This is a genomic window from Mycoplana sp. 10N416, from assembly GCF_056394765.1.
In genome coordinates this window covers 1-20,165 of the sequence record NZ_JBFTIM010000020.1, presented here as the reverse complement: position 1 = coordinate 20,165, position 20,165 = coordinate 1, and the positions used below count along the sequence as shown (strand labels likewise).

The 20,165-nt window shown below is 61.9% G+C and carries 20 protein-coding genes; 4 read left to right on the top strand and 16 right to left on the bottom strand.

The features are described 5' to 3' along the window. The first annotated feature begins 165 nt into the window (after positions 1–165). Together AC1DDS_RS23675 and AC1DDS_RS23670 are read left to right on the top strand one after the other, a co-directional pair. Entirely contained in the window at positions 166–1,752 is a 1,587-nt protein-coding gene (locus AC1DDS_RS23675) for an ABC transporter substrate-binding protein (RefSeq protein WP_477481095.1), read from the top strand. Between the two features lie 97 nt (positions 1,753–1,849). After that, the gene (locus tag AC1DDS_RS23670) at positions 1,850–2,620 is read left to right on the top strand and encodes an SDR family oxidoreductase (RefSeq protein WP_477481094.1); all 771 of its coding nucleotides are present in this window, start codon (positions 1,850–1,852) and stop codon (positions 2,618–2,620) included. A gap of 293 nt (positions 2,621–2,913) precedes the next feature. Here AC1DDS_RS23670 and AC1DDS_RS23665 read toward each other — a convergent pair whose 3' ends face one another. Genes AC1DDS_RS23665 through AC1DDS_RS23650 form a run of 4 tightly spaced genes read right to left on the bottom strand, consistent with a single transcriptional unit; the run spans position 2,914 to position 6,419 of the window. Then, positions 2,914–3,657 carry an amino acid ABC transporter ATP-binding protein gene (locus AC1DDS_RS23665; protein WP_477481093.1) on the bottom strand — a complete coding sequence of 248 codons (744 nt, stop codon included), beginning with the start codon at positions 3,655–3,657 and terminating at the stop codon, positions 2,914–2,916. 4 nt (positions 3,658–3,661) lie between these two features. Beyond that, positions 3,662–4,726 (bottom strand): amino acid ABC transporter permease, encoded by a 1,065-nt coding sequence (locus tag AC1DDS_RS23660; protein WP_477481092.1) that lies wholly within the window; start codon positions 4,724–4,726, stop codon positions 3,662–3,664. A gap of 23 nt (positions 4,727–4,749) precedes the next feature. Next, the gene (locus AC1DDS_RS23655) at positions 4,750–5,601 is read right to left on the bottom strand and encodes an ABC transporter substrate-binding protein (RefSeq protein WP_477481091.1); all 852 of its coding nucleotides are present in this window, start codon (positions 5,599–5,601) and stop codon (positions 4,750–4,752) included. Between the two features lie 41 nt (positions 5,602–5,642). Next, complete coding sequence (locus tag AC1DDS_RS23650) at positions 5,643–6,419, bottom strand: gamma-glutamyl-gamma-aminobutyrate hydrolase family protein (protein ID WP_477481090.1); 777 nt, start codon at positions 6,417–6,419, stop codon at positions 5,643–5,645. A 54-nt stretch (positions 6,420–6,473) separates the two neighbouring features. Between AC1DDS_RS23650 and AC1DDS_RS23645 the strand changes: the two genes are divergently transcribed. After that, entirely contained in the window at positions 6,474–7,178 is a 705-nt protein-coding gene (locus AC1DDS_RS23645; protein ID WP_477481089.1) for a FadR/GntR family transcriptional regulator, read from the top strand. Between the two features lie 176 nt (positions 7,179–7,354). On the opposite strand, the gene AC1DDS_RS23640 is transcribed toward AC1DDS_RS23645, so the two are convergent. Then, positions 7,355–9,139, bottom strand: a complete 1,785-nt coding sequence (locus AC1DDS_RS23640) for a helix-turn-helix domain-containing protein (protein ID WP_477481088.1) — start codon at positions 9,137–9,139, stop codon at positions 7,355–7,357. Positions 9,140–9,266: 127 nt separating this feature from the next. On the opposite strand from AC1DDS_RS23640, the gene AC1DDS_RS23635 reads away from it, so the two are divergent. Continuing rightward, positions 9,267–9,851, top strand: a complete 585-nt coding sequence (locus AC1DDS_RS23635; RefSeq protein WP_477481087.1) for an amino acid synthesis family protein — start codon at positions 9,267–9,269, stop codon at positions 9,849–9,851. Positions 9,852–9,921: 70 nt separating this feature from the next. Here AC1DDS_RS23635 and AC1DDS_RS23630 read toward each other — a convergent pair whose 3' ends face one another. The 11 genes from AC1DDS_RS23630 to AC1DDS_RS23580 form a co-directional block, all read right to left on the bottom strand. Further along, positions 9,922–10,548, bottom strand: a complete 627-nt coding sequence (locus AC1DDS_RS23630; protein ID WP_477481086.1) for a cysteine hydrolase family protein — start codon at positions 10,546–10,548, stop codon at positions 9,922–9,924. Positions 10,549–10,637: 89 nt separating this feature from the next. Beyond that, on the bottom strand, positions 10,638–11,675 hold the full coding sequence (gene proX / locus AC1DDS_RS23625; RefSeq protein WP_477481085.1) for a glycine betaine/L-proline ABC transporter substrate-binding protein ProX: 1,038 nt from the start codon (positions 11,673–11,675) through the stop codon (positions 10,638–10,640). Positions 11,676–11,720: 45 nt separating this feature from the next. After that, entirely contained in the window at positions 11,721–12,668 is a 948-nt protein-coding gene (locus AC1DDS_RS23620; RefSeq protein ID WP_477481084.1) for an ABC transporter permease, read from the bottom strand. After that, on the bottom strand, positions 12,661–13,860 hold the full coding sequence (locus tag AC1DDS_RS23615; RefSeq protein WP_477481083.1) for a quaternary amine ABC transporter ATP-binding protein: 1,200 nt from the start codon (positions 13,858–13,860) through the stop codon (positions 12,661–12,663). The genes AC1DDS_RS23620 and AC1DDS_RS23615 overlap by 8 nt, the downstream gene beginning before the upstream one ends. Positions 13,861–13,908: 48 nt before the next feature. Further along, on the bottom strand, positions 13,909–14,223 hold the full coding sequence (locus AC1DDS_RS23610; RefSeq protein ID WP_477481082.1) for an NIPSNAP family protein: 315 nt from the start codon (positions 14,221–14,223) through the stop codon (positions 13,909–13,911). Beyond that, on the bottom strand, positions 14,220–14,612 hold the full coding sequence (locus AC1DDS_RS23605; RefSeq protein ID WP_477481081.1) for a carboxymuconolactone decarboxylase family protein: 393 nt from the start codon (positions 14,610–14,612) through the stop codon (positions 14,220–14,222). The genes AC1DDS_RS23610 and AC1DDS_RS23605 overlap by 4 nt, the downstream gene beginning before the upstream one ends. Then, positions 14,605–15,417, bottom strand: a complete 813-nt coding sequence (locus AC1DDS_RS23600; protein ID WP_477481080.1) for an alpha/beta fold hydrolase — start codon at positions 15,415–15,417, stop codon at positions 14,605–14,607. Before AC1DDS_RS23600 ends, AC1DDS_RS23605 begins: the two co-directional genes overlap by 8 nt. Beyond that, positions 15,414–16,490 carry an LLM class flavin-dependent oxidoreductase gene (locus AC1DDS_RS23595; RefSeq protein ID WP_477481079.1) on the bottom strand — a complete coding sequence of 359 codons (1,077 nt, stop codon included), beginning with the start codon at positions 16,488–16,490 and terminating at the stop codon, positions 15,414–15,416. Before AC1DDS_RS23595 ends, AC1DDS_RS23600 begins: the two co-directional genes overlap by 4 nt. A 49-nt stretch (positions 16,491–16,539) precedes the next feature. After that, on the bottom strand, positions 16,540–18,051 hold the full coding sequence (locus AC1DDS_RS23590; protein WP_477481078.1) for an aldehyde dehydrogenase: 1,512 nt from the start codon (positions 18,049–18,051) through the stop codon (positions 16,540–16,542). A gap of 23 nt (positions 18,052–18,074) precedes the next feature. After that, positions 18,075–19,028: a flavin reductase gene (locus AC1DDS_RS23585; RefSeq protein WP_477481077.1), complete on the bottom strand. Its 954-nt coding sequence runs from the start codon at positions 19,026–19,028 to the stop codon at positions 18,075–18,077. Between the two features lie 372 nt (positions 19,029–19,400). Next, positions 19,401–20,165: 3'-5' exonuclease (locus AC1DDS_RS23580; RefSeq protein WP_477481076.1), on the bottom strand; the 765-nt coding region annotated here is incomplete at its 5' end.

Here is a 20,165-nt window from a genome sequence, read left to right as displayed (position 1 = left end):
GCGGCGTCCCGATGTCCAAAAATCTCAAATTACTGTCCGAAATAGTCATATAGCCAGCCGCAAACGTGCGAGCCTTTGAAGCTGGCTTGGTGTGAACCACCAGGGTGCCAACGGCAAATGGTGGTTGGCCGATGATGTCCAGAACCAAGTTGGGAGGAGGTTCTAATGACTGACGAGTTGAAGTACCTGGCGGCTTTGGTCGCCCGTGGAAGAATGGACAGGCGGTCCTTCTTGGGGCGCGCGGCCATGCTGGGCGCAGCCGCATTGGCACCCGGCCTTCTTGCACATGCAGCCCGCGCCGAGGGACCGGTCAAGGGTGGCACGATGCGCGTAGGCCTCGGCGGCGGCCAGTCGACGGACACACTCGATCCGGCACTGGCGTCCGCAGAAGGGCCGAATACCCTCATCGCGCAATTCGGCGAGAAGCTGTTCGAAGTCGACGCAAAGGGAGATATAGTGCCGCGTCTGGCTACGGAGTTCGGCTCGTCGAAGGACGCCAAGACCTGGACGTTCAAGATCCGCGAAGGCGTGACCTTCCACAATGGCAAGCCCGTGACCGCCAACGACGTCGTCGAGACGATGAAGCGCCACGCCGACAGCAAGAGCAATTCGGCCGCCCTTGGCCTGATGGCAGGCATCACCAAGATGACCGCCTCCGGTAACGAGTTCATTGCCGAGCTGCAGGATCCGAACGCCGACTTCCCCTACATAATGGCGGATTACCATCTGGTCATCCAGCCAGAGGGCGGCCGCGCGAACCCGGCGGACGGGATCGCCGCGGGACCGTATAAAGTCGTCAGCCAACAGCCTGGCGTGCGGTACGTTTTCGAGAAGTATGCCGACTACTGGGATGATTCCCGAGGTCACGCCAACACGCTGGATGTGACGATCATCAATGACGACACCGCCCGCGTCGCCGCCGTTCAGGCGGGTCAGGTGGACATGATCAATCGCGTTGCGCCGAAGGTCGCGGCACTTTTGGCGGGCATGAAAACCGTCGCCGTCAAATCGGTACCGAGCCGCGGCCACTACGTTCTGGTCATGCGGACCAACGCGCAGCCTTTCGACAACAATGACCTGCGCCTTGCCTTGAAATACGCGATCGACCGCCAGTCTCTGCTGGATAAGGTACTGCTGGGCCACGGCACGTTGGGCAACGACGTCCCGATCAACAACCTCTATTCGTTCTTCGCCGATGATCTGGAGCAGCGCGTCTACGATCCCGATAAGGCGAGCTTCCATTTCAAAAAATCGGGTCACCAGGGTCCTGTGGTGATCGAGACGTCCGAGGTGGCCTTCCCCGGCGCCGTCGACGCCTGCCAGCTCTTTCAGCAGAGCGCCGCAGCGGCAGGAATACCCCTTGAGATCAAGCGCATCCCGGGCGACGGTTACTGGTCGGACGTGTGGAACAAGAAGCCGTTCTGCGCCTCCTACTGGAACGGGCGGCCAACCCAGGACATGGTCTATTCGACGATCTATACGACAGGGGCCGCCTGGAATGAATCGGCCTATTCAAACCCCGAATTCGACCGCACGGTCGTTCTCGCCCGCGGCGAGCTCGACGCAGAGAAGCGCGCCGCCCTTTACGGCAAGCTCGCTCTGATGGTTCGGGACGAAGGCGGGACTATCGTGCCGATGTTCAGCAATTTCATCGACGCCGTGGGTCAGAATGTCGGCGGCTGGACCGATGATCCGAACGCCCCGCTGATGAACGCGCTGGCGCCGGTCAAATGTTGGCTGACGAACACGTAATATCCGGTTCGGTTGTGCGAGCGGCTGAGGATGACGCCGCTCGCAGCAATCACATCATGACAATGTCAGTTTGCTTGGTTTTGGAGGTAGGAGCGCGATGACCGTTCCATTGATCGTTATGATAACCGCGGCGGCGTCGGGAATCGGCCGGACGGTCGCCGAAGCATTTGCGGCCGCAGGCCATCGTGTCTTCGTCTCCGATACCGACGCCAAGGCAATCGACGAGATGTCGGCGAGCAGCCCAGAGATCGTGGCGAGCCGGGTCGACGTTACCTCGTCGACGGAAATCGAAGCGTGGTTTGCCAAGGTGAAGGCCGAGGTAGGCGGCGTCGATATTCTCATCAACAATGCCGGGATTGCCGGCCCAACGGAGAGGCTTGAGAACATCGGGATCGAAAGCTGGCACAACTGCATCGACGTGTGCCTGAACAGCCAATTCCTGACGAGCCGCTGCGCCATTCCGCTGATGAAGGCGAAACGGAGCGGAAGCATCATCAACCTGTCTTCCACGGCCGGACTATTCGGCTATGGACTGCGAACGCCCTACGCAGCGGCAAAATGGGCCGTCGTTGGCCTCACCAAATCGATGGCCATCGAACTCGGCGACTGGAACATCCGCGTCAATGCAATCTGCCCTGGATCCGTATCCGGTGATCGCATGAACCGCGTCATCGCCGCCGAAGCCTCCATGCGATCGACATCGCCGGAGGACATCAGGCGCGAATACACCAGCGGCCAATCCATCAAGCGATTTGTCGAGCCGAAGGAAATAGCGGACTTGTGCTTGTTCTTATCCTCGCCTGCCGCAAGCATGATCAGCGGGCAAGCCATAGCGATCGACGGACACACCGAGACCTATCACATATAGGTTTCGCTGCCCTGCCGGCGAACGACCCCGCGTTTGGGGGCGACTAAGGGTGAACCGCGCAGTATCGTTCGTCGTGGTTATGTCAGATTGACTCGGGACGTAAGCCGCGCTGCCGCGCTGTCGAACCAAGTCGATCAGGTGCCGCCAGCCGTTGTGCCCACGATCGGCGACGACGATGGACGCTGCCGGGGCCCCGAGTTGGCCGGGTGCCTTGTCGGAAGCCTACTCGGCGTGGGCGACCGGCGCGCGTTCAGAGCGGGCTGCCAAACATGGCAGCACCGACCAGTTCCGTATCACAACCGCCCCGCCTCAATAATTTGCCGCAGGAACTCACGCGTGCGCTCTTCTTTCGGGTTGCCGAATATCTGCGACGGCGGTCCCGCCTCCAGCAGTTTTCCCTGCTCGAGAAAGACAACCAGATCCGAGACCTCGCGAGCAAACTGCATTTCGTGGGTGGCAAGGATCATCGTCATTCCATCCCGCGCCAGGTCGCGCACGATGTTCAACACTTCGGCCACCAGCTCCGGGTCAAGTGCAGAGGTGATCTCATCGAGAAGCAGCGCCTCAGGCTGCATGGCAATGGCGCGGACGATGGCGACACGCTGCTGCTGGCCACCGGAAAGCTGATCCGGGTAGTACTTCGCCCGGTGCCCGAGATTGACGCGCTCTAGCAGGTCGCGGGCGCGCTTCAGTGCCGTGCCACGGCTTTCGTTCAGGAGCTTGACCGGGCCGATGGCGATGTTCTCTTCCACCGTCATGTGTGGGAACAGGTTGAAGGACTGGAACACCATGCCCACCTTGCGGCGCAGCCGGTTCAGGTCGACCCCAGGGCCGGAGACCACGTCCCCGGCCACCCGGATCGTGCCGCCGTCGATCGTTTCAAGCGCGTTCAGGCAACGCAGCAGCGTCGACTTGCCGGAACCGGAGGCACCGATCAGCGTCACCACCTGATGGCGGTCCACCTGCAGATTGATGCCCTTCAGCACCTCATGCAGATGGTAATTCTTCCGCAGGCCGTCGATTTCGATGAATGCCATGGGGTCAACCTCTCATGCGCTTGGTCGCTCGCGCCAGCATCCAGTCGACATAGCGCGTCTGCGGAATGGTGATGACCACGAACAGGATCGCCACCACCGTCACCGAGGAGAGATTGAAACTGGACGAGGCGTAGAATTTGGCCTGGTTGAAGGCATCGAGCGTGCCGATGACATTGACCAGGGAGGTATCCTTCTGCAGGGCGATAAAGGTGCTGAGCAGCGGCGGGATCACCAGTCGGATCGCCTGCGGCAGGATAAAATAGCGCAACGTCTGGAGATAACTGAAGCCGAGCGACCGGCTTGCCGACCATTGCGAGGGATGGATCGAGGCGATGCCCGAGCGATAGATCTCGGCGACATAGGCGCTGTAAGTCAACGAAAGCGCCATGACCGCGAACCAGTCGGGCGATAGCCGCGAAATTACGGGTAGATTGGTCAGCGGCAGACCGAAGCCGATCAGGTAGAGCACGATGATCGCGGGAACGGCGCGCATCAGGTCGATATAGGCCACCGCCATGACGCGCAAAGGCGCGCCGGCTCTGCCGGGTGCCATCCGCGCCACTGCCAGGACCAGCCCGAAGGCGAGAACGATCGCCTGCGAGATCAGCGCCAGCTTGATATTGACCAGGAAGGCCATGGCCACATCCCAGGCGCTGGCCTGCATCAGTTCCCATTGCAGGAAGGTTCGCTGGATGTTTCCGTCGTTCATCAGCAGAAGCTGGATGAGGGCGAAACCCACCATGACCGCCAGCGCGAGGCCGAAGGTAACAAAGGCGCTTTGCCGGGACTGCGCCGCCGCCGCGCGGGCTTCCAGCACCTTGCCGGCGGCGGTTCTCCCGGCAGCACGAAGTGAGAGACGCAACGCCGAAAGTGCCGCCATCAGCGCCAATGTTCCGGCGACAAGCCCCGCCACGATGGTGCCCAGGCTAAAGGTGCTCAGGCCGGCAGAGGTGATGCCGCCTCGCACCGTCCCGCCCAGGACGCCAATGAAAAACAGCAGCAGAACTGCCGTGACCGTCGCGGTCACGGCAAGGCCCATACTGCGCGGAGCGGGGCTCAGCATTGTCATGCGCTCTCCTTCACCGATCCGAATTAGGGCTGTTGCCAGACCGGAATGCTATTGGGATCGGCGCCGAACATCGGGGTAAGATAACGGCTCGAAAGATCAGCCAGCGTTCCGTCCTCGATCATCGCTCCTACTGCGGCATCGACGACCGTGCTGTTTTCCGAACCTTTCGGCGTGATTACACCGTAGCCGTGGTTCAGCTCGAACTGGCCGATCACCTTGATCGCACCATTGGTGCCCGAGGTGGCGGAAAGGACGAGCGTGGTGTCGGAAATGATCGCGTCCACCTGGCCGGCCATCAGCGCCGTGACCATGTCGGGCTGCGACTGGTAGAGGGCTGGCTGGGTCTCGGGCTTCAAGGTGTTGACCACCCAGTCTGACCCCATGTTCCCCTGAAGAACGCCGATGCGCTTGCTGCGCAGCGTCTCCGCGCTCAATTCCGTGCCGGCCTTGACCGCAACACCGAGATTTGAGCCAAAATAGGGACGGCTGAAATCAAAAACCTGCTTGCGCGCATCGGTAATCGTGGTCGAGGCGATGGCGATGTCGTATCCCTTGGCCGTGCCGGAGATGTACTGATCCCAGGCCAGGTTCATCAGCTTGAGATTGGCCAAACCGGCGCGATGGGCGATCTGGGCAGCCATGCAGTATTCGTAACCATCCTGGACAGCCACCGGCGAAACGCCGTTGTACCAGCCCGGATTGGGGAGAACGGTGGCGACGATCAGGGTATCGGGTTCGACAGTGCTCAGGCTAATCGAGCCTGCTTCGCCAGTGGGTGCGCAATTGCCATAGTTCGGCGCAACTCCGTCGGCCAGTGCCGGTCCTGCCAGAAGTGCGGCAAGCGCCAGTGCGCCGAAAAAAAAGTTCGGTTTCATGTGTCTTCTCCCTCTCAATTGAATTCTAGCGAGCGTTGCGCCTAGGCGCGCTTGCGCTGTCGCGCCGCATCGATGAAGCCGGTCATCAGCAGGTCGAGATCGGCGGACGGTGCCTTGGGATCTTCGGGATGCCATTGCACACCCACCATCCAGTGCGACCCCTCGGCCTCGACAGCCTCGACGATTCCGTCCTCGGCGCGGGCGGTGACCGCAAGCCCCTCACCCACGCGCGCAACCGCCTGATGATGGCCTGACCGGACCGACAGCGCGCGTCCACCATAGATAGCATCGAGCCGCGAGCCGGGTTCCAGCGTGACGGGATGCGAAACCATGATCGAGTTGTCGGCCGTGCCGTTATGAACGGTGCCAGGACCGATCTCCTGAACAAGATCGCCACCGTGCAGGATATTGATGAGCTGCATACCGCGGCAGATGCCGAGCGCAGGAACGTCACGCGCTGCTGCATCACGAAGCAAGGCAAGCTCGAAGCGGTCAGCGTCGGCGTTGATACCGTACATCGTATCGGCCTCCCGCGGCTGGCCGTAACAGGCTGGATCGGCATCGGCGCCACCGAGAACCAGCAACGCATCCATCCCGTCGAGCGCCACATCCGCCGCGCGGTCCGGCGCCGACGCCTCGACGAAGTGAACCTCGCCGCTGCCGCGGCGAAGCGACGAGAGCGCGCTGTCGGAGAATTCGCGCAAAACGCTTTTCAGATAGTCGCTGACATCGGGAGGCGTCAGAGAGCCCACGACGAGGATGTGTACGACTTCGTTTTCGGGCGGAGTCGGCTTGGCAGAAAAGGTTGTGTTGGGCATGGTCTTCCAAGTATTTAACTGCTATACATTTAACATCTATATTCTAGAGGTCAAATGAAATTTCTTTCCTCGTTAAGTGATGCCTCGAAGTCGACGCCGAACCTGGTCGCGCGGCGCCTGCATGAGGCCATCGCTACCGGCGAATTGCGGCCGGGTGACCGGCTGCCGCCGGAGATCGAGCTAGCGCAGGGCTTCGGAATCGCACTGATGACGGTTCGAGTTGCCCTTGGCGCATTGCGGGACATGGGTCTGCTGACAACCGTCCGCGGTCGCAACGGCGGAAACTTCGTCGCCGCCGATGTTGGCCTGCGCCTGGCGGAAGCGGCGCGACGGGCGCCGCTAAGCCGAGCGGAGCTACGCGACCTCACCGACTGGCGCCGAGCCATTTCCGGTGAAGCCTGTTTTCTCGCAGCGGAACGGGCTGGTCCCGAAGCATTGACCAAAATTCGGGAAGCCGGCAAGGATTTCGACCGGCTCCTGCACCAGTTCCCCGATCTGCGGTTTGCCGACGCCCGCTTTCACAGCCTGATTGCGGAAGTATCAGGCTCCGCCGCCCTGTTGCGGGCTGAAACCGAGATCCAGCTCGCTCTGACCGATGTGATCCTCGCGATCGATAAACCAATCGGCAGCAGACGCCTGACCGCCTATACGCACGATCCAATCATCGAGGCGATTTCACACGGCAATGGCAACGCCAGCCGCGAGGCCATGATCCGCCACGCCGAGGACACCTTCAGCTGGGTGACGATGCTGCTCTGAGGCAAGAGTGGGAAAGGTGTAGCTCGCCGCCTGCTGCCTTCTGACGTTCGCCTTGTGCAGGCAGCTGCCTAGCTGCTGAGGCATCGTAACGTTAAGTTGCGATCGACCTCAATCTGCGTCAAATTTTCCTTCGCCGCCGCCCGAAAGGGCGTCGTCACATCCCGCGACGCGATGACTCACTGCTGGCAAAGATCGTACAATCGAATTGCCAACTCCAAATCGAATCGTTTCGCCGGGGAATCGAGGTTGAGCCCAAACAGTTCTGCTGATTTGGCAAGCCGATATCGTAACGTCGTGACATGGATGCCCAGTTCGTCCGCGCACTGCTGATTTCGGCATCCGGTATTGACGTAGGCTTTCAACGTGGCAAGAAACTGGGTTTCATTCGCCTCATCGTGATCCAGAACCGCCCCCAGGGTGCGGCGGACGAATTCCTGGACATAATCCGCATTGGCGGTTGAAAGCAGTATCGGCAGAGGGCCGAAATCTTCGGCCGAAAGGATGCCCCGCTTCCCAAAGACCTGGGCGATGTCGAGAATGTTCCGACAGCTCTTCCAATGCCCCTGATAGTCTTGCAGGCTGGTACAAAGTGCGCTCAACACCGATACCGGCTCAACGGGGGTGTATAGGCGGATCTCGCGCATCACCTTCATCATCAGTTCGCGAAGATATTCGTCCGTCAGATTGTTCGTGGCCGGCACGAGAATGATCATGCAATCCGCATGGCCGACCACCACCGGAGTGGAGCCGCCCCGGTCGAAGAGCAGCGCGATGCCCTGCTGCACATTGCCGAGCGTCGCGGCTGCCAGGTTGTCGCTCTCGGCAAAGGACACAACGATCATCCGATGGGGGCGGTTGAGCCGGATCCCGAACTTCAGCGCCCGTTGGGCTAGGTCGTTCTCGTTCTTCCATTTGCCGTCGATGATTTCGCTGAACAGCTCATCCAGGCTGCGTCTTTCGAACTGGAAGCGGATCAGATTGCGCATCAGCTGGACGCTGACCGCCAGCCGGATGCTGCCGATCAGAAGCTGATCATACTCGGTCAGCCCGTCGTCACCGAGAACCATCAGCGCACCGACGCTCGTCCCGTCGATGCGCAGCGGGTAGACGCTGGCCGCCAGGCCGAAGCCGTGGCGCTCCAGCGTGATGGGAAACTCGATCAGCGTGACGCCGTCCTCCCGCATCGTGTCGAAGGACAGCCGCCGGATGCGGGGACGCAACTGGGTTTCGACGATCTCATGCCATTCCCCGTCATCGAACAGCCTCGGCTTTGGGGAGGCGCCGGCCAGGATGGCATTGGTTGTCAAATCGACGATCAGGACCGGTCTCTGAAGGATCGGATGGATGGCGTCGGAAAGCTTCTGGACCGAATCGTCCGAGATCGCTTGCTGCATCAATCGGGTATGGGTGGACAACACCATCTCCCGCTGCCGGGCGGAATCCTTCTGCTCGGCGATCGCCTTCTGCTTCTCGACCGCAATCGATCCGAGCTGAACGATCAGCTTCATCAGGGCAAGGTCCGTCGGGCCGATATCCTTGACTCGCTCGGAATTCACCGTCAGCACCATCGGCCGGCCAAGCAGATCCGTGCAGCGCATGGGCATCACCAGGACGCTGCAATAACCTCGCTCGCGGGACTCCTTGCGAAACCCCGGAAACTCGTCCGATGCTTGTGCGTCCGGGATGAATACCGGCTGGTTACCGCGCAGCGCGACGAGCGACGGGCTGGTGGCCAGAACCCATTGGTCCTCCGGGCGCTCGAGTTGCAAGGTCGGGTCATGCCGCACGGTGACATAGCCATAGCCGCTGGCAAGGTCGATGCTCATGATGGAGCCGCGCAGCCAGTCGCCATGCCGGCAGGCCGCGACCACCAATTGCCGCAGTGTCGCATCCGTATCGCTGCCGCTGTTGATGAGGTCGGCGACATCGCCGAGCGCGGTGATGAGCGAATTGATATCCATGAATATTTTACCGCATCCTCGAAACGAAGAATAAAACCCGAGCTTCATCCTATAAAGCAGGGATGAATTTGACGTCTGTCAATAGGATTTTGTGGGCCTGCAAAACCCTGGAGGACACGACCAGCCAATGACACTAACAATCCGAAAGATCTTCACCGTCATCGAAGAAGTGCTAGTAGAGGGCAGCAAGCCGGCGGATCGCCCGGTCACCGCCGTGGCGGTCGCGGCCGTCCTGACGAACCCCTGGGCGGGTCGCGGCTTCACCGATGACCTGCGGCCGATCATCAACGAATACGCGCCCGTCCTCGGCAAGATGATGACCGACCGGCTGACGGGCCTGATGAAGCCGGAACGCATCGAGGCCTATGGAAAATGCGCCGCCGTCGGCCTTGACGGCGAGATCGAGCACGGCTCGGCCCTGATCCACACCTTGCGGTTCGGAAACCTGTTTCGCGAGGCCGCTGGCGGGACCGCCTATCTGAGCTTCACCAACACCCGCAACTCCGCCGGGAGTCTGTTGTCCCTGCCGATGACGCACAAGACGACGACCGGCACCCGCTCCCATTTTATCACGCTCAATTTCCAGATCGCCGATGCGCCCCGCGCCAACGAGATCCTGATCGCCATCGGCGCGTCCGACGGCGGGCGGCCGCATGCCCGCATCGGTGACCGCTTCCAGGACATGGAGGATATGGGCATCCGCCAGCCCTGATCGCCCCTGATGCCATGCAGACCCACGGCGGCGCAGCCCATGCGCCGCCGCTTTTTTTCGCGCGCTGCTCTCAGGACAGTTTCAGCACTGCGCCGAGTTCGTCCGCGTGCAACACCCAGCCGTAATTGCGTTCGAAGGCGGCAAGCGTCGCCTCGTGCTGCTGCGGCGTATTGGAGGACAGGCCGTCGGCCACGAGGATCGTCGGATAGCCGTAGTGCACGGCATGTCGCGCGGTGTCCTCGACGCACATTTCGGTGATCGTGCCAACAATTGCCACGCCGTCCACCCCATGCGTGCGCAGTCTCTCCTCCAGATCGGTGCGATGGAAGGCGCTGTAATAGATTTTGTCGACCACATCCTCGCCCGGCTGCGGCAGAAGTTCGTCGATGACATCGATGACGCCGCGCTCGTCGCCAAGATCGGCATAGTGGCGGCGAAAACCGGGAACGCAGGCATTGATTGGCGGTTGCAAGCGGTCGATCCAACCGAAACGCGCCGCCAGGGGCTTGTACAGGTCGTCGGCGACATAGCGCGTATAGACGACCGGCAGGCTCGCCCGACGAAATTTCCCGATCAGGTCGCGGATGACGGGGATCGTGTCCCGCGCCGACGGTACTTCGAGCGGCGCATCGCGGCGAACGAAATCGTTCTGCATGTCGATAACGAGAAGCGCCGGCCGCTTCAGATTTTCAAGCATGGGTCTTGGGCTCCCTTGGATGGCATGAAAACGGGGCCGGCCGCTTGCGCGACACCGGCCCCTCGCTCATTGGCGGATATCGGCGCGCCTTACTGCGAGACCGCCTTGGCAGCCTCGACAACCCAGCCGTCGAAAGTCGCCTGGTTCTCGGCGATCCAGGCTTCGCCGAGCTTGCGCAGGGAGCGGTCCGAACTGTCCTTGTTCAGTTCGGTCTCCCACTGCGCCCAGGTGGCGGTCGGCCAGCGCATCACCTCGACGAATTTCTTGACGGCGGGGTTGGCGTTGATGAAGTCCTTGTTGACCGCCATCATCCAGTTCCAGGAGCCCGTCGTCATCCGGCAGGGATCCTGTCCCCCGGCGCAGCCGACGATGCCCTCCACCAGATGGCCGTTGGCGGAAGTGACGTTTTCCGGCAGGGCATCGAAGGGGATGGGCAGCCAAACGGCATCGACGCCCGGCTTCAGCGTATCGGTGACCCAGGAAGGCGTCCAGGTGTAGAGCAGCACCGGCTCGCCGCGCTTGAAGCGGGCGAAGGTCTCGGCCAGAAGCACCTCATATTTGGCGCGCACGGTCTGCACCGTATCATTCAACCCGAATTTCTCGACCTGATAGTCGACGACATCGCCGCAGCGCCAGCCGGGATCGCAATTGACCATGTCGGCCTTGCCGTCGCCGTTGGTGTCGAACAGCGCCGCGATCTTCGGATCCATGAGCTGCTCGATATTGGTGATGTTGTGCGCCTCGGCGGTCTTCTTGTCGACGTAGTAGCCATTGGTGCCGCCGCCGATGATCGAGCCCTCGCCGATCAGATCCAGCTTGTCCTTCACCTTGACGAAGGAGGCTTCCTGCTGCGGCATGTTGATGTCGGAGACCAAATCCATATCGCCCTGCGAGGCGGCCAGCATCGAAGCGGTCGAACCGAGCGTGCTCATCTGGACGTCATATCCGAGCTTCTTCAGCCCTTCGATCAGGATCACGTCCTGAACATAGTTGGCTCCAAGGCTGTCGCTGCGGGCGAACCTGAGTGTCTTGCCCTCGCCCGGCATGTCCTGCGCCAGCACCGGCTGGCCGGCCATCGCGAAAATGGCAGCGGCCGCGAAAATTTTATGCTTTCCCGTCAGTTTCATTGTCATGCTCCCAGTTGAATGACGTCCCATTATCCGCACTCCCGGTCAGACCGACCGGGCGGCGGGTTCCTCCGACTTGATCTCCTCCCGATCCCGCGAGAAGAACAGCGTGCGCATGAAGCGCGAGGCAAAGGGTGCCTTGCGCTTGGCATTTGGTTTACGCGAGGCGAGCGCCTGCGTGATGCGATCGAGCACCATGGCCAGCAGAACGATGGCGATGCCGCCGACGGCGGCACGGCCGACGTCGAGCCTGCCCAGCCCCTGCAAAACGACGAGGCCGAGGCCTTCCGCTCCGATCATGGCGACAACCACCGACATGACCATCGCAGTCAGGACCGTCTGGTTGAGGCCGCCGAGAATGGTCGGCACGGCGAGCGGAAGCTGGATTTCCCACAGAAGCTGGCGCCGGTCCGCACCGAAGGCGTGGCCCGCCTCGACCAGTTCCTTGTCCACCATGCGGATGCCGAGATTGGTGAAGCGGATCAGCGGCGGCGCGGCCGCGACAATGACAGCCACGCCACCCGGAACCGTTCCGACCCCGAAAAGCATAACGACCGGCACCAGATAGACGAAGGTCGGCGTCGTCTGCATGATGTCGAGAATGGGCCGAACGACGCCCCAGACACGATCGTTGCGGGCCGACCAGACACCGATCGGAATGCCAATCACGGTGCAGATCAGGATCGCCGTGGTGATGAGCGACAGCGTCGTCATCGCATCGGCCCAGACGCCGAGCGCGGCAACCACGATCAGCGCAACGGCACTGAAGCAGGCGACCGAAAGGCTCGCCAACCGATAGGCGAGCAGAAAGACCAGCACCACGAACAGCGGAAAGGGCGTTGCCTGCAACACGGTTTCATTGAATCTCAACAGGCTTTCGACCGGCCATTTGATCGCGACGAACAGCGGCCGGAAATTATAGGCCAGCCACTCGACACCGTCCTGGATCCACGCGTCGACCGGGAAAACGTTCAGATCATCGTCGTCAAGCATGGGGCGCTCCCGTGGAATTCGCATGAGGTTGGGAAGAAAGCGCGGCGATCTCCGCAAGCATCCGTTCGGGAGTGAGACGCCCGACCAGACGCCGTCCTTCATCGACGACAACCAACGGTCGGCCGCTGCGATAGAGACGGGCCGCATCGATGAGCTTGGTATCCGCCGAGACGGAAACTACATCGGCGGAGACGAGGCCCTCCGGCGCGGCGCCGGCGCGTATCCGTTCCACGTCCGCGGCCAGGACCGCGCCCACCACCTGCATCCGGGCGTCGACGACGATCAGATCCGCCGTCCTCGCGTCCGGCACCAGGCGCAGTTGGCCGATCTCGATGACCTCTTCCGCCGCTGTCATGGCCATGCGCGCATCGAAAAGCCGGGCCCGGTCCACTTCGCGGGTGAACGAGGCAACGTAGTCGCTGCCAGGGTCGAGCACGATTTCCTCCGGTGCGCCCTCGCGCACCACCTTGCCATCGGCCATGATGGCAATGCGGTTGCCGAGCTTCAGCGCCTCCTGGAAATCGTGGGTGATGAACAGGATCGTCTTCTGCAAAGTGCTTTGCAGGCGCAAGAGCTCATCCTGCATCTCCGACCGGATCAGCGGATCAAGCGCGCTGAAGGCCTCGTCCATGATCAGAACGTCGGCATCCGTCGCCAGTGCGCGCGCCAGCCCGACGCGCTGGCGCATGCCGCCGCTCAGCTCGTGTGGCTGGTGATAGGCCCAGCGCGCCAATCCGACCACGGCCAGCACCTCCTCGGCGCGCCTGCGACGCTCGGCAGCCGGCACGCCGCGCAGCTTCAGGCCGAATTCCACATTGGCGATCACGCTCTTGTTGGGCAGCAGCGCGAAATGCTGGAACACCATGGAAATGCGCGTGCGGCGAACTTCGCGCAGCTCAGCTTCGCCAAGCGGCACGAGGTCGCGGCCATCGAGCAGGATGCGTCCGGCGCTGGGCTCGTTGAGGCGGTTGATGCAGCGCGCCAGGGTGGACTTTCCCGATCCCGACAGACCCATGATCATGTAGATCGCGCCCGAGGGAACCGAAAGCGACACATCGCTGAGACCCACGACCATGCCGAGTTCGCTCAGCACGCGGTCCTTGTCCGCACCGCCTTCCAGCATGGCCACCGCCTTTTGCGGCGCCTCGCCAAAGATCTTGTATAGTCCTTCAACTTTAAGCCGTTCGCTCAAGACCGTACGCCCTCACGTTCATGTTCACATTCCCGCGGTCCGTCTCGCCTATTTCAATGGCGAAAAGTCGGTTGGCAGGAGAATCCGGTTTTCCATCGTCTCGATACAGGCCGACAGCCGCGGCGTGAAAGCCTGCCATCGCGGATCCTCGGCCAGTTCCTGCCGTCGCCGCGTGCGATCGGCAAAGTCCTCGTAGCCCCACATGTGCACCACATGGTTCAGAGGGCCGATCTCGCTGACGAAATAGGCGATCAGGTTGCCGAGAATGGGCTGCTGGATCGCCAGCCCTTCCTCGCGCACCAACGCCAGATACTCTTTCAGCCGGCCCGAACGGATCCGATAGATGCGCTCCTCGACAATCATGGCTTGCCCTCGCCTTGTGCCATTTCGTCGCGCACCTGCTTCGCAACGCGGAACGCTTCGACACCTGCCGGAACGCCGCAATAAACGGCGATCTGCACCAGCGCCGCCTGCAATTCGGCTTCGCTCAGACCGTTGCGGATCGCTCCGCGAGAATGAATGGCGAACTCGTGCATGCGACCGAGCGCAGCCAGCATCCCGAGATTGAGAAGGCTGCGCTGCTTGAGATCCAGCGCCTCGTCCGACCAGCAGGCACCCCAGCAATATTCATTGAGCATCGCCTGGAACGGTGCACCGAACGCGTCGGCATTGCTTATCGCCCGGTCGACATAATCATTGCCGAGCACGCGGCGGCGAATCCTCTCGCCGGCCTGCTGAAGATCTCTATCCATCCGCTCTCTCCTTCTGCGCCAGAAAATCGTCCATCATCTTGGCGACCTGGTCGGGCGCCTCTTGCAGGATCGAATGGCGAAGGCCCGGCAGGATTCTCAGCTTGGAGCCGGGGATGTTCTCATGCATGAAGCGCGCCATGCGTGGATTGGAGCCGATATCGTCCTCACCCGTGGCAATCAGCGTCGGGCAGCGGATCCGGTCGAGCAACCCGCCAAAGTCCGTTTCCGCAAGGACGCGATAGGCGGACGCATAGCAATCGGGATCGTTCTCGGCGTTCCTGCGTCGAAGTTCCGCCATGAGGCCCGGATTCTCCGCCTGGAAAGCTTCGGAAAACCAGCGCGACACGGAGGCGTCGTAATGGGATCCGCGCTCGCCGCTGCGCAGTGCCTCCAGCCGGGAAAGCACACGCTGGCGCTCCTCATCCGTTCGTCCCGCCACGGTGGACAGGAGAACGAGGCGGCGCAGGCGATGGAGATGCGTGAGGGCGATACGCTGGGCAATCAGCCCGCCGAGCGAGAAACCGGCCAGGTGGAATGTATCGAAGCCCACCTCCTCCACCAGCGCAAGCGTATCGCCGACGAAATCGTCGATCTCGTAGCGGCCGTTGATCTTGGAGGTCTTGCCGTGTCCCCGAAGGTCGAAGGTCAGTATCGTGTAGTGGCGATCGAGCCGCTTGGCGATGCCCTCCCAGGCCTTCAGCGACGCGCCCACCCCGTGGACGCAGACGAGCGGCTCCGGCCCGCTACCCGTGAGGCGGTAGTTGAGGGTGACATCGCCGACCGTGAACAGGCGATCACGGTTCATTGCGCGGCCTCAAGCGCCTTGCCCGCGCGCTCCCGCTTGGCGAAGACCGGGATGATCTCCTCCGCGAAAAGTTCGAGCGTGCGCTTCTGGAGGTCGAACGGCAGGTTATAGTTCAAGCCGAGGCAGAGCTGGTCGACGCCTGCCGCCTCGTAGGCTTCCAGCTTTTCGATCACTTCGTCCGGCGTTCCGAACAGCATGTTGGCGCGGATGTTCTCCGGATTGTAGTTTTCGCGGCCCGCCACCGCCTCGTAGGAGACCGCCTCGGGGAATCCGTTCGTCACGGTACCGATATTCTGGAAGAGGTTCTCGAAATAGCGACCGTAATCCATGCTGTATCTGACGAATTTCTCCCAGTCGCTGGCCTTGTCGAACACGCCGGCGCGGCGTTGCATCATGAACAGCGGCCGCGGGACCTCCGGGTGGTCGGCGACGGCCTTGTTGAACTTCGAGGCAAGGTTCGCGACCTCCGCCATGGGCTGGGAAAGCGGCGTGGACATGATGCTTGCGCCCATCCCGACTGCCCAGTCGAAGCTGCCCGGATCGCGCGCCGCGACCCAGATACGCGGATGCGGCTTCTGCAATGGCTTCGGAACGGAGGTCGCCGTCGGAAACTTCCAGATCTCGCCGTCATGGGCATAGTCGCCTTCCCACAGTTTCTTCACCGCGGGCACGATTTCCTTCATGTAGGCGACGCCCTGCTGCTGCGGTATGCCGCCGGCCATGCGGTCGAATTCGTATTGGTAGGCGCCGCGGGCAATGCCGAACTCCAGTCGGCCGCCGGTGAGGTGATCACAGAGCGCGGCCTCTCCGGCCAGTCGGATCGGGCTCCAATAGGGCGCCACGACCGTCGCGGTGCCGAGCCGGATGCGGTCGGTATGCTGGGCCAGCCATGTCAGCACCAAAAACGGATTGGGAGCGATCGTGAACTCGATGGTGTGGTGTTCTGCCGTCCACAGCGTCTCGAAACCGCCGCGGTCGGCGATCTGTGCCAGTTCCAGCATGTTCCGGTTGACCTCGGTCATCGGCGTGTCCGGGGACGAGCGTTCCAGATGGAGGGAAAGTGCGAACTTCATGGTGTTCCCTTTCGGGGTTGTGACTTTCAAAAATGACGGGAATGGATGGTCATCGCAGACGGATGACGAAGGGGTCCTGCATGGCGCCGGAGTAGTCGAGCACGACATTCTTGACGCGCGAGAATTCACGCATCACGTCGAACCCGCCGCGCCGACCGTAGCCGCTCTCCTTGAAACCGCCCATCGACGACATGTAGGCTGCAGAGCGATAGGTATTGATCCAGACGGTTCCGGCATCGACCTGCGTCGCAAAGCGCATCGCCCGGTCGATGTCCTTGGTCCAGATGCCGGATGCCAGTCCGTAGCGCGTGTCGTTGGCCAGCGCGATCATCTCGTCCTCGCTGGAGAACGGCATCACGCCGACGACCGGGCCGAAGAGCTCGTCGCGCATGAAGCCCATGTCGTTGCGCGCATCGAGCATGACCGTCGGCTCGTAGTACCAGCCCTTCGTCAGATCCTCGCGTTGCGGCCGCTTGCCGCCGGCGGCGACCCTAGCCCCCTCCCGAACGCCGGACGCCACATAGGCCTCGACCTTCGTCACCTGATCGAGAAGGGCGAGTGGGCCGATGTCGGACGTTTCCAGCATCGGATGGCCGACGGTGATCCTGCCGGTGCGCTCGATCAGCGCTTCGACGAACCGGTCATAGATGCTGGCTTCGACAAAGCAGCGGGAGCCGGCGACGCAGGTTTGCCCGGCCGCGGCGAAAACGCCGGCAACAACCCCGTTGACCGTGCGCTCGATATCGACGTCGCCGAAGACGACATGCGGCGACTTGCCGCCCAGTTCCATCTGGCAGGGGATGAGATTGCCGGCTGCATTACGGGCGATCGTGCGCCCGGTCTGCGTGCTGCCGGTGAAGACGATCTTTGCGAGGCCGGGATGGTTGGCGAGCGCATTGCCCGCCGTGCGTCCCGCTCCGGTCACGACATTGACGACACCCGGCGGGAAGCCGGCGGCCTCGATCAGTTCCATCAGCGCCAGCGTCGAGGCCGTTGCATGCTCCGACGGCTTGATGACGACGGTATTGCCGATCGCCAGGCACGGCGCCAGCGTGCCCGTCAGCAGCATCAAAGGCGAGTTCCACGGTGTGATCATGCCGACGACGCCGATCGGCTCGCGCATGGTGAAATTGATCATGTCGAGCTTGTTGACGGGGATGGTATCGCCCTGAAGCTTGTCCGCCATGCCGGCGAAATAGGTATACGAATCCGGCAGGGCGCGCATCTGTGCGCGCATTTCCTTGATGAGCTTGCCGTTGTCGCGCGTCTCGATTTCGGCAAGCTGGTCGGCATGCTCCAGCATGAGTTCAGCCAGTCTGCGAACCAGCTTGCCCCGGTTGGTCTGGGTCATGCGACGCCAGGCCGGATCGACGAATGCCTGCCTTGCCGCCACCACGGCCGCGTCCACGTCCTCCGCGCCCGCATCGGCGAATTCGTACCAGGGTTCCCCGGTCGTGGGGTCAAGGCTCTTCAGGTAGTTGCCGCTCTTCGGCTCGACCGGTCGACCGGCGATCAGCAGTTTCTGACGGGAACCCTCGAGCGTCGTTACAGTCGTTTTCATGCTATCCTCGCGAATATTTCAAATCAGGCGCCGTAAAGGCCTTCGCTTTCGATCATTGCGACGCGGCCGCCATTGCGGCTGTCCATGTAGATTCCGAAACGCTGCCCCTTGCGCTCGCGCACGTATCGCCTGAGCACCGCCTTCATTTCGCGGCTCGGCACGCGCTCGTAGGGCAGGTCGTCGACGGCGAAGAACTGGAGCCCTTCCGGCAGATCCCGCGCCGCATCGGCGGCCAGCGAGGCCCGGTAGATGAGGTAGCCCGGGGCGCTGTCGGCCACGTCGAACACCGAATAGAGGAAGGTCCTTTCAGGCTCGACGGAGACGGCCTGGCCGCTCGCCAGCACAACCTGGCTGTCTGCCCGGCGCGTCTTTGCGGTGGGCAGCGACAAATGCCCCTTGTCGTCGCATCGCAACAGGATGCTGTCGGCGCCCTCGATCAGATAGCCGACGACCATGCTCTGCGAGGCCGACCAGTCTGTCGGCAGGGGGTCATTGACACTGACATAGCGTCCCCGGCAAAAGCCGAGCGGGGTTGCCGGACTGGTGCCGAACGCCCGGACATGCCCGATGAGGATGATATGGTCGCCGGCATCCACCTGGTCATGAACCGTACAGTCGAACCAGGTCAGGCTGTCTGTCAGGACCGGTGCGCCGGTGTGCACGCTGTCGACATTTACGGCATTGAACTTATCGGGGGATTTGGAGGCGAAGATCGCGGAAACCTCGACCTGATCCTCGTGAAGCAGGTTGACGGCGAAGGAATCGGTCGCCGCGAAAACCGGAAAGCTCGACGCGGACTTGCCGATACAAACCAGGAGCAGCGGCGGATCGAGTGACACCGAAGTAAACGAATTTGCCGTCATCCCCCGCGGATTGCCGTCCTCGTCACGCGTCGTGACGACCGTCACGCCGGTGACGAATGTGCCGAAGGCCCGCCGCAACTCGATCGGATCAATGGCTCTATTGTGCCGGTCCATTCCCGCGCTTCCCAATTCCCGGATATCTGTGGCAGCAACGATATCGAAGAATCCTGGGCCATCTTCCTCTGAAACGAGGATACGATTACTTATCTTTTATCAATTTCTAGAAACCCTCCTCCAATGTTTGGCGGGATCGATGGTTCAACTTTCACTTTGGCGCGCTTGCTTTTCGGGTTGTCGCGTAATCGAACCACCGCGGTCTGCGCGCTGGCGACCTGCAATGTCGCCGATTTCGAGGAACCCCGCCTGACCATCACCCATCCGTGAGCGTTTCGCTGACGTTGCGGATCGCCAAAAACTCGGCAGCAGACGCCTCTCGCGGACCAACTTGCGACGCGCGCTCGCTGGAGGCCTCACCTTCCGTCGGTCTCAGCCCTTGAAGCGATCGAACGCCGTCAGCCGCTTCATCGGCGGGCTGGCATCGTAGCGGTAGATTTCGGTTCGCAGCCAACAAAGCTCGTCGTCGAGATCAGCGTCGGAAACCTCGGTCCACCAGGCCTTGGGGCGACCGTCGCTGCCGTCGGACCAGCGATACCCCCTCCCCTTCAGATGATCCTTGAGGTCGAAGGGAGAATTTTCCGCAAAGATCCGGACACGCGAACGCTGACTTCGTTCGTACAGCTCGGCGAACGCAGATCCGGCGTGGCATTCGTCATTGCCATCGAGGACTTCCAGAAGCGCAAAGCAATCGTCGACAGCCCGATGCCCGTCATGAAAATAGCCGGCCTGGCCGACCAGATAGCCAAGCTTCGTTCCCTCAAAGCCACGCGCCCGCCAATCTACCTCCGACACCGAGCAGGCCCAGGGTTTGTCGGCAAAGACCGGTGACAGCGCCTCGCAGAATGGTCGATCGAAGCCCGCATTATGGGCAATGATCAGGTCGGCCGGCTTTATCAGCGCCTCCAGCCGATCGAGGTCGATCATTTGTCCCGCGACCATCGCGTCGGTAATGCCGGTGAGCCGGGTGATGTCAGCGGGGATGGGACCGCTCGGTTGCCGCAGTCCGCCGTAGACGGCGGTCACCGCACCGATCGTGCCGGTCTCATCGAAGCTGAAGGCAACAGCGCCGATCTCGATGATCTCGTCCTTGCGCGAACTGAGACCGGTCGTCTCGGTGTCGATGATGACGCCGCG

What these genes read in the sequence shown, in the direction of transcription:
- AC1DDS_RS23635 (WP_477481087.1), top strand. Translation starts at nt 9,267, where the DNA reads ATGACACTAACAATCCGAAAGATCTTCACCGTCATCGAAGAAGTGCTA.
- AC1DDS_RS23590 (WP_477481078.1), bottom strand. Translation starts at nt 18,051, where the DNA reads ATGAAAACGACTGTAACGACGCTCGAGGGTTCCCGTCAGAAACTGCTG.
- AC1DDS_RS23670 (WP_477481094.1), top strand. Translation starts at nt 1,850, where the DNA reads ATGACCGTTCCATTGATCGTTATGATAACCGCGGCGGCGTCGGGAATC.
- AC1DDS_RS23605 (WP_477481081.1), bottom strand. Translation starts at nt 14,612, where the DNA reads ATGGATAGAGATCTTCAGCAGGCCGGCGAGAGGATTCGCCGCCGCGTG.
- AC1DDS_RS23585 (WP_477481077.1), bottom strand. Translation starts at nt 19,028, where the DNA reads ATGGACCGGCACAATAGAGCCATTGATCCGATCGAGTTGCGGCGGGCC.
- AC1DDS_RS23595 (WP_477481079.1), bottom strand. Translation starts at nt 16,490, where the DNA reads ATGAAGTTCGCACTTTCCCTCCATCTGGAACGCTCGTCCCCGGACACG.
- proX (WP_477481085.1), bottom strand. Translation starts at nt 11,675, where the DNA reads ATGAAACTGACGGGAAAGCATAAAATTTTCGCGGCCGCTGCCATTTTC.
- AC1DDS_RS23655 (WP_477481091.1), bottom strand. Translation starts at nt 5,601, where the DNA reads ATGAAACCGAACTTTTTTTTCGGCGCACTGGCGCTTGCCGCACTTCTG.
- AC1DDS_RS23645 (WP_477481089.1), top strand. Translation starts at nt 6,474, where the DNA reads ATGAAATTTCTTTCCTCGTTAAGTGATGCCTCGAAGTCGACGCCGAAC.
- AC1DDS_RS23620 (WP_477481084.1), bottom strand. Translation starts at nt 12,668, where the DNA reads ATGCTTGACGACGATGATCTGAACGTTTTCCCGGTCGACGCGTGGATC.
- AC1DDS_RS23650 (WP_477481090.1), bottom strand. Translation starts at nt 6,419, where the DNA reads ATGCCCAACACAACCTTTTCTGCCAAGCCGACTCCGCCCGAAAACGAA.
- AC1DDS_RS23640 (WP_477481088.1), bottom strand. Translation starts at nt 9,139, where the DNA reads ATGGATATCAATTCGCTCATCACCGCGCTCGGCGATGTCGCCGACCTC.
- AC1DDS_RS23675 (WP_477481095.1), top strand. Translation starts at nt 166, where the DNA reads ATGACTGACGAGTTGAAGTACCTGGCGGCTTTGGTCGCCCGTGGAAGA.
- AC1DDS_RS23600 (WP_477481080.1), bottom strand. Translation starts at nt 15,417, where the DNA reads ATGAACCGTGATCGCCTGTTCACGGTCGGCGATGTCACCCTCAACTAC.
- AC1DDS_RS23660 (WP_477481092.1), bottom strand. Translation starts at nt 4,726, where the DNA reads ATGACAATGCTGAGCCCCGCTCCGCGCAGTATGGGCCTTGCCGTGACC.
- AC1DDS_RS23630 (WP_477481086.1), bottom strand. Translation starts at nt 10,548, where the DNA reads ATGCTTGAAAATCTGAAGCGGCCGGCGCTTCTCGTTATCGACATGCAG.
- AC1DDS_RS23610 (WP_477481082.1), bottom strand. Translation starts at nt 14,223, where the DNA reads ATGATTGTCGAGGAGCGCATCTATCGGATCCGTTCGGGCCGGCTGAAA.
- AC1DDS_RS23665 (WP_477481093.1), bottom strand. Translation starts at nt 3,657, where the DNA reads ATGGCATTCATCGAAATCGACGGCCTGCGGAAGAATTACCATCTGCAT.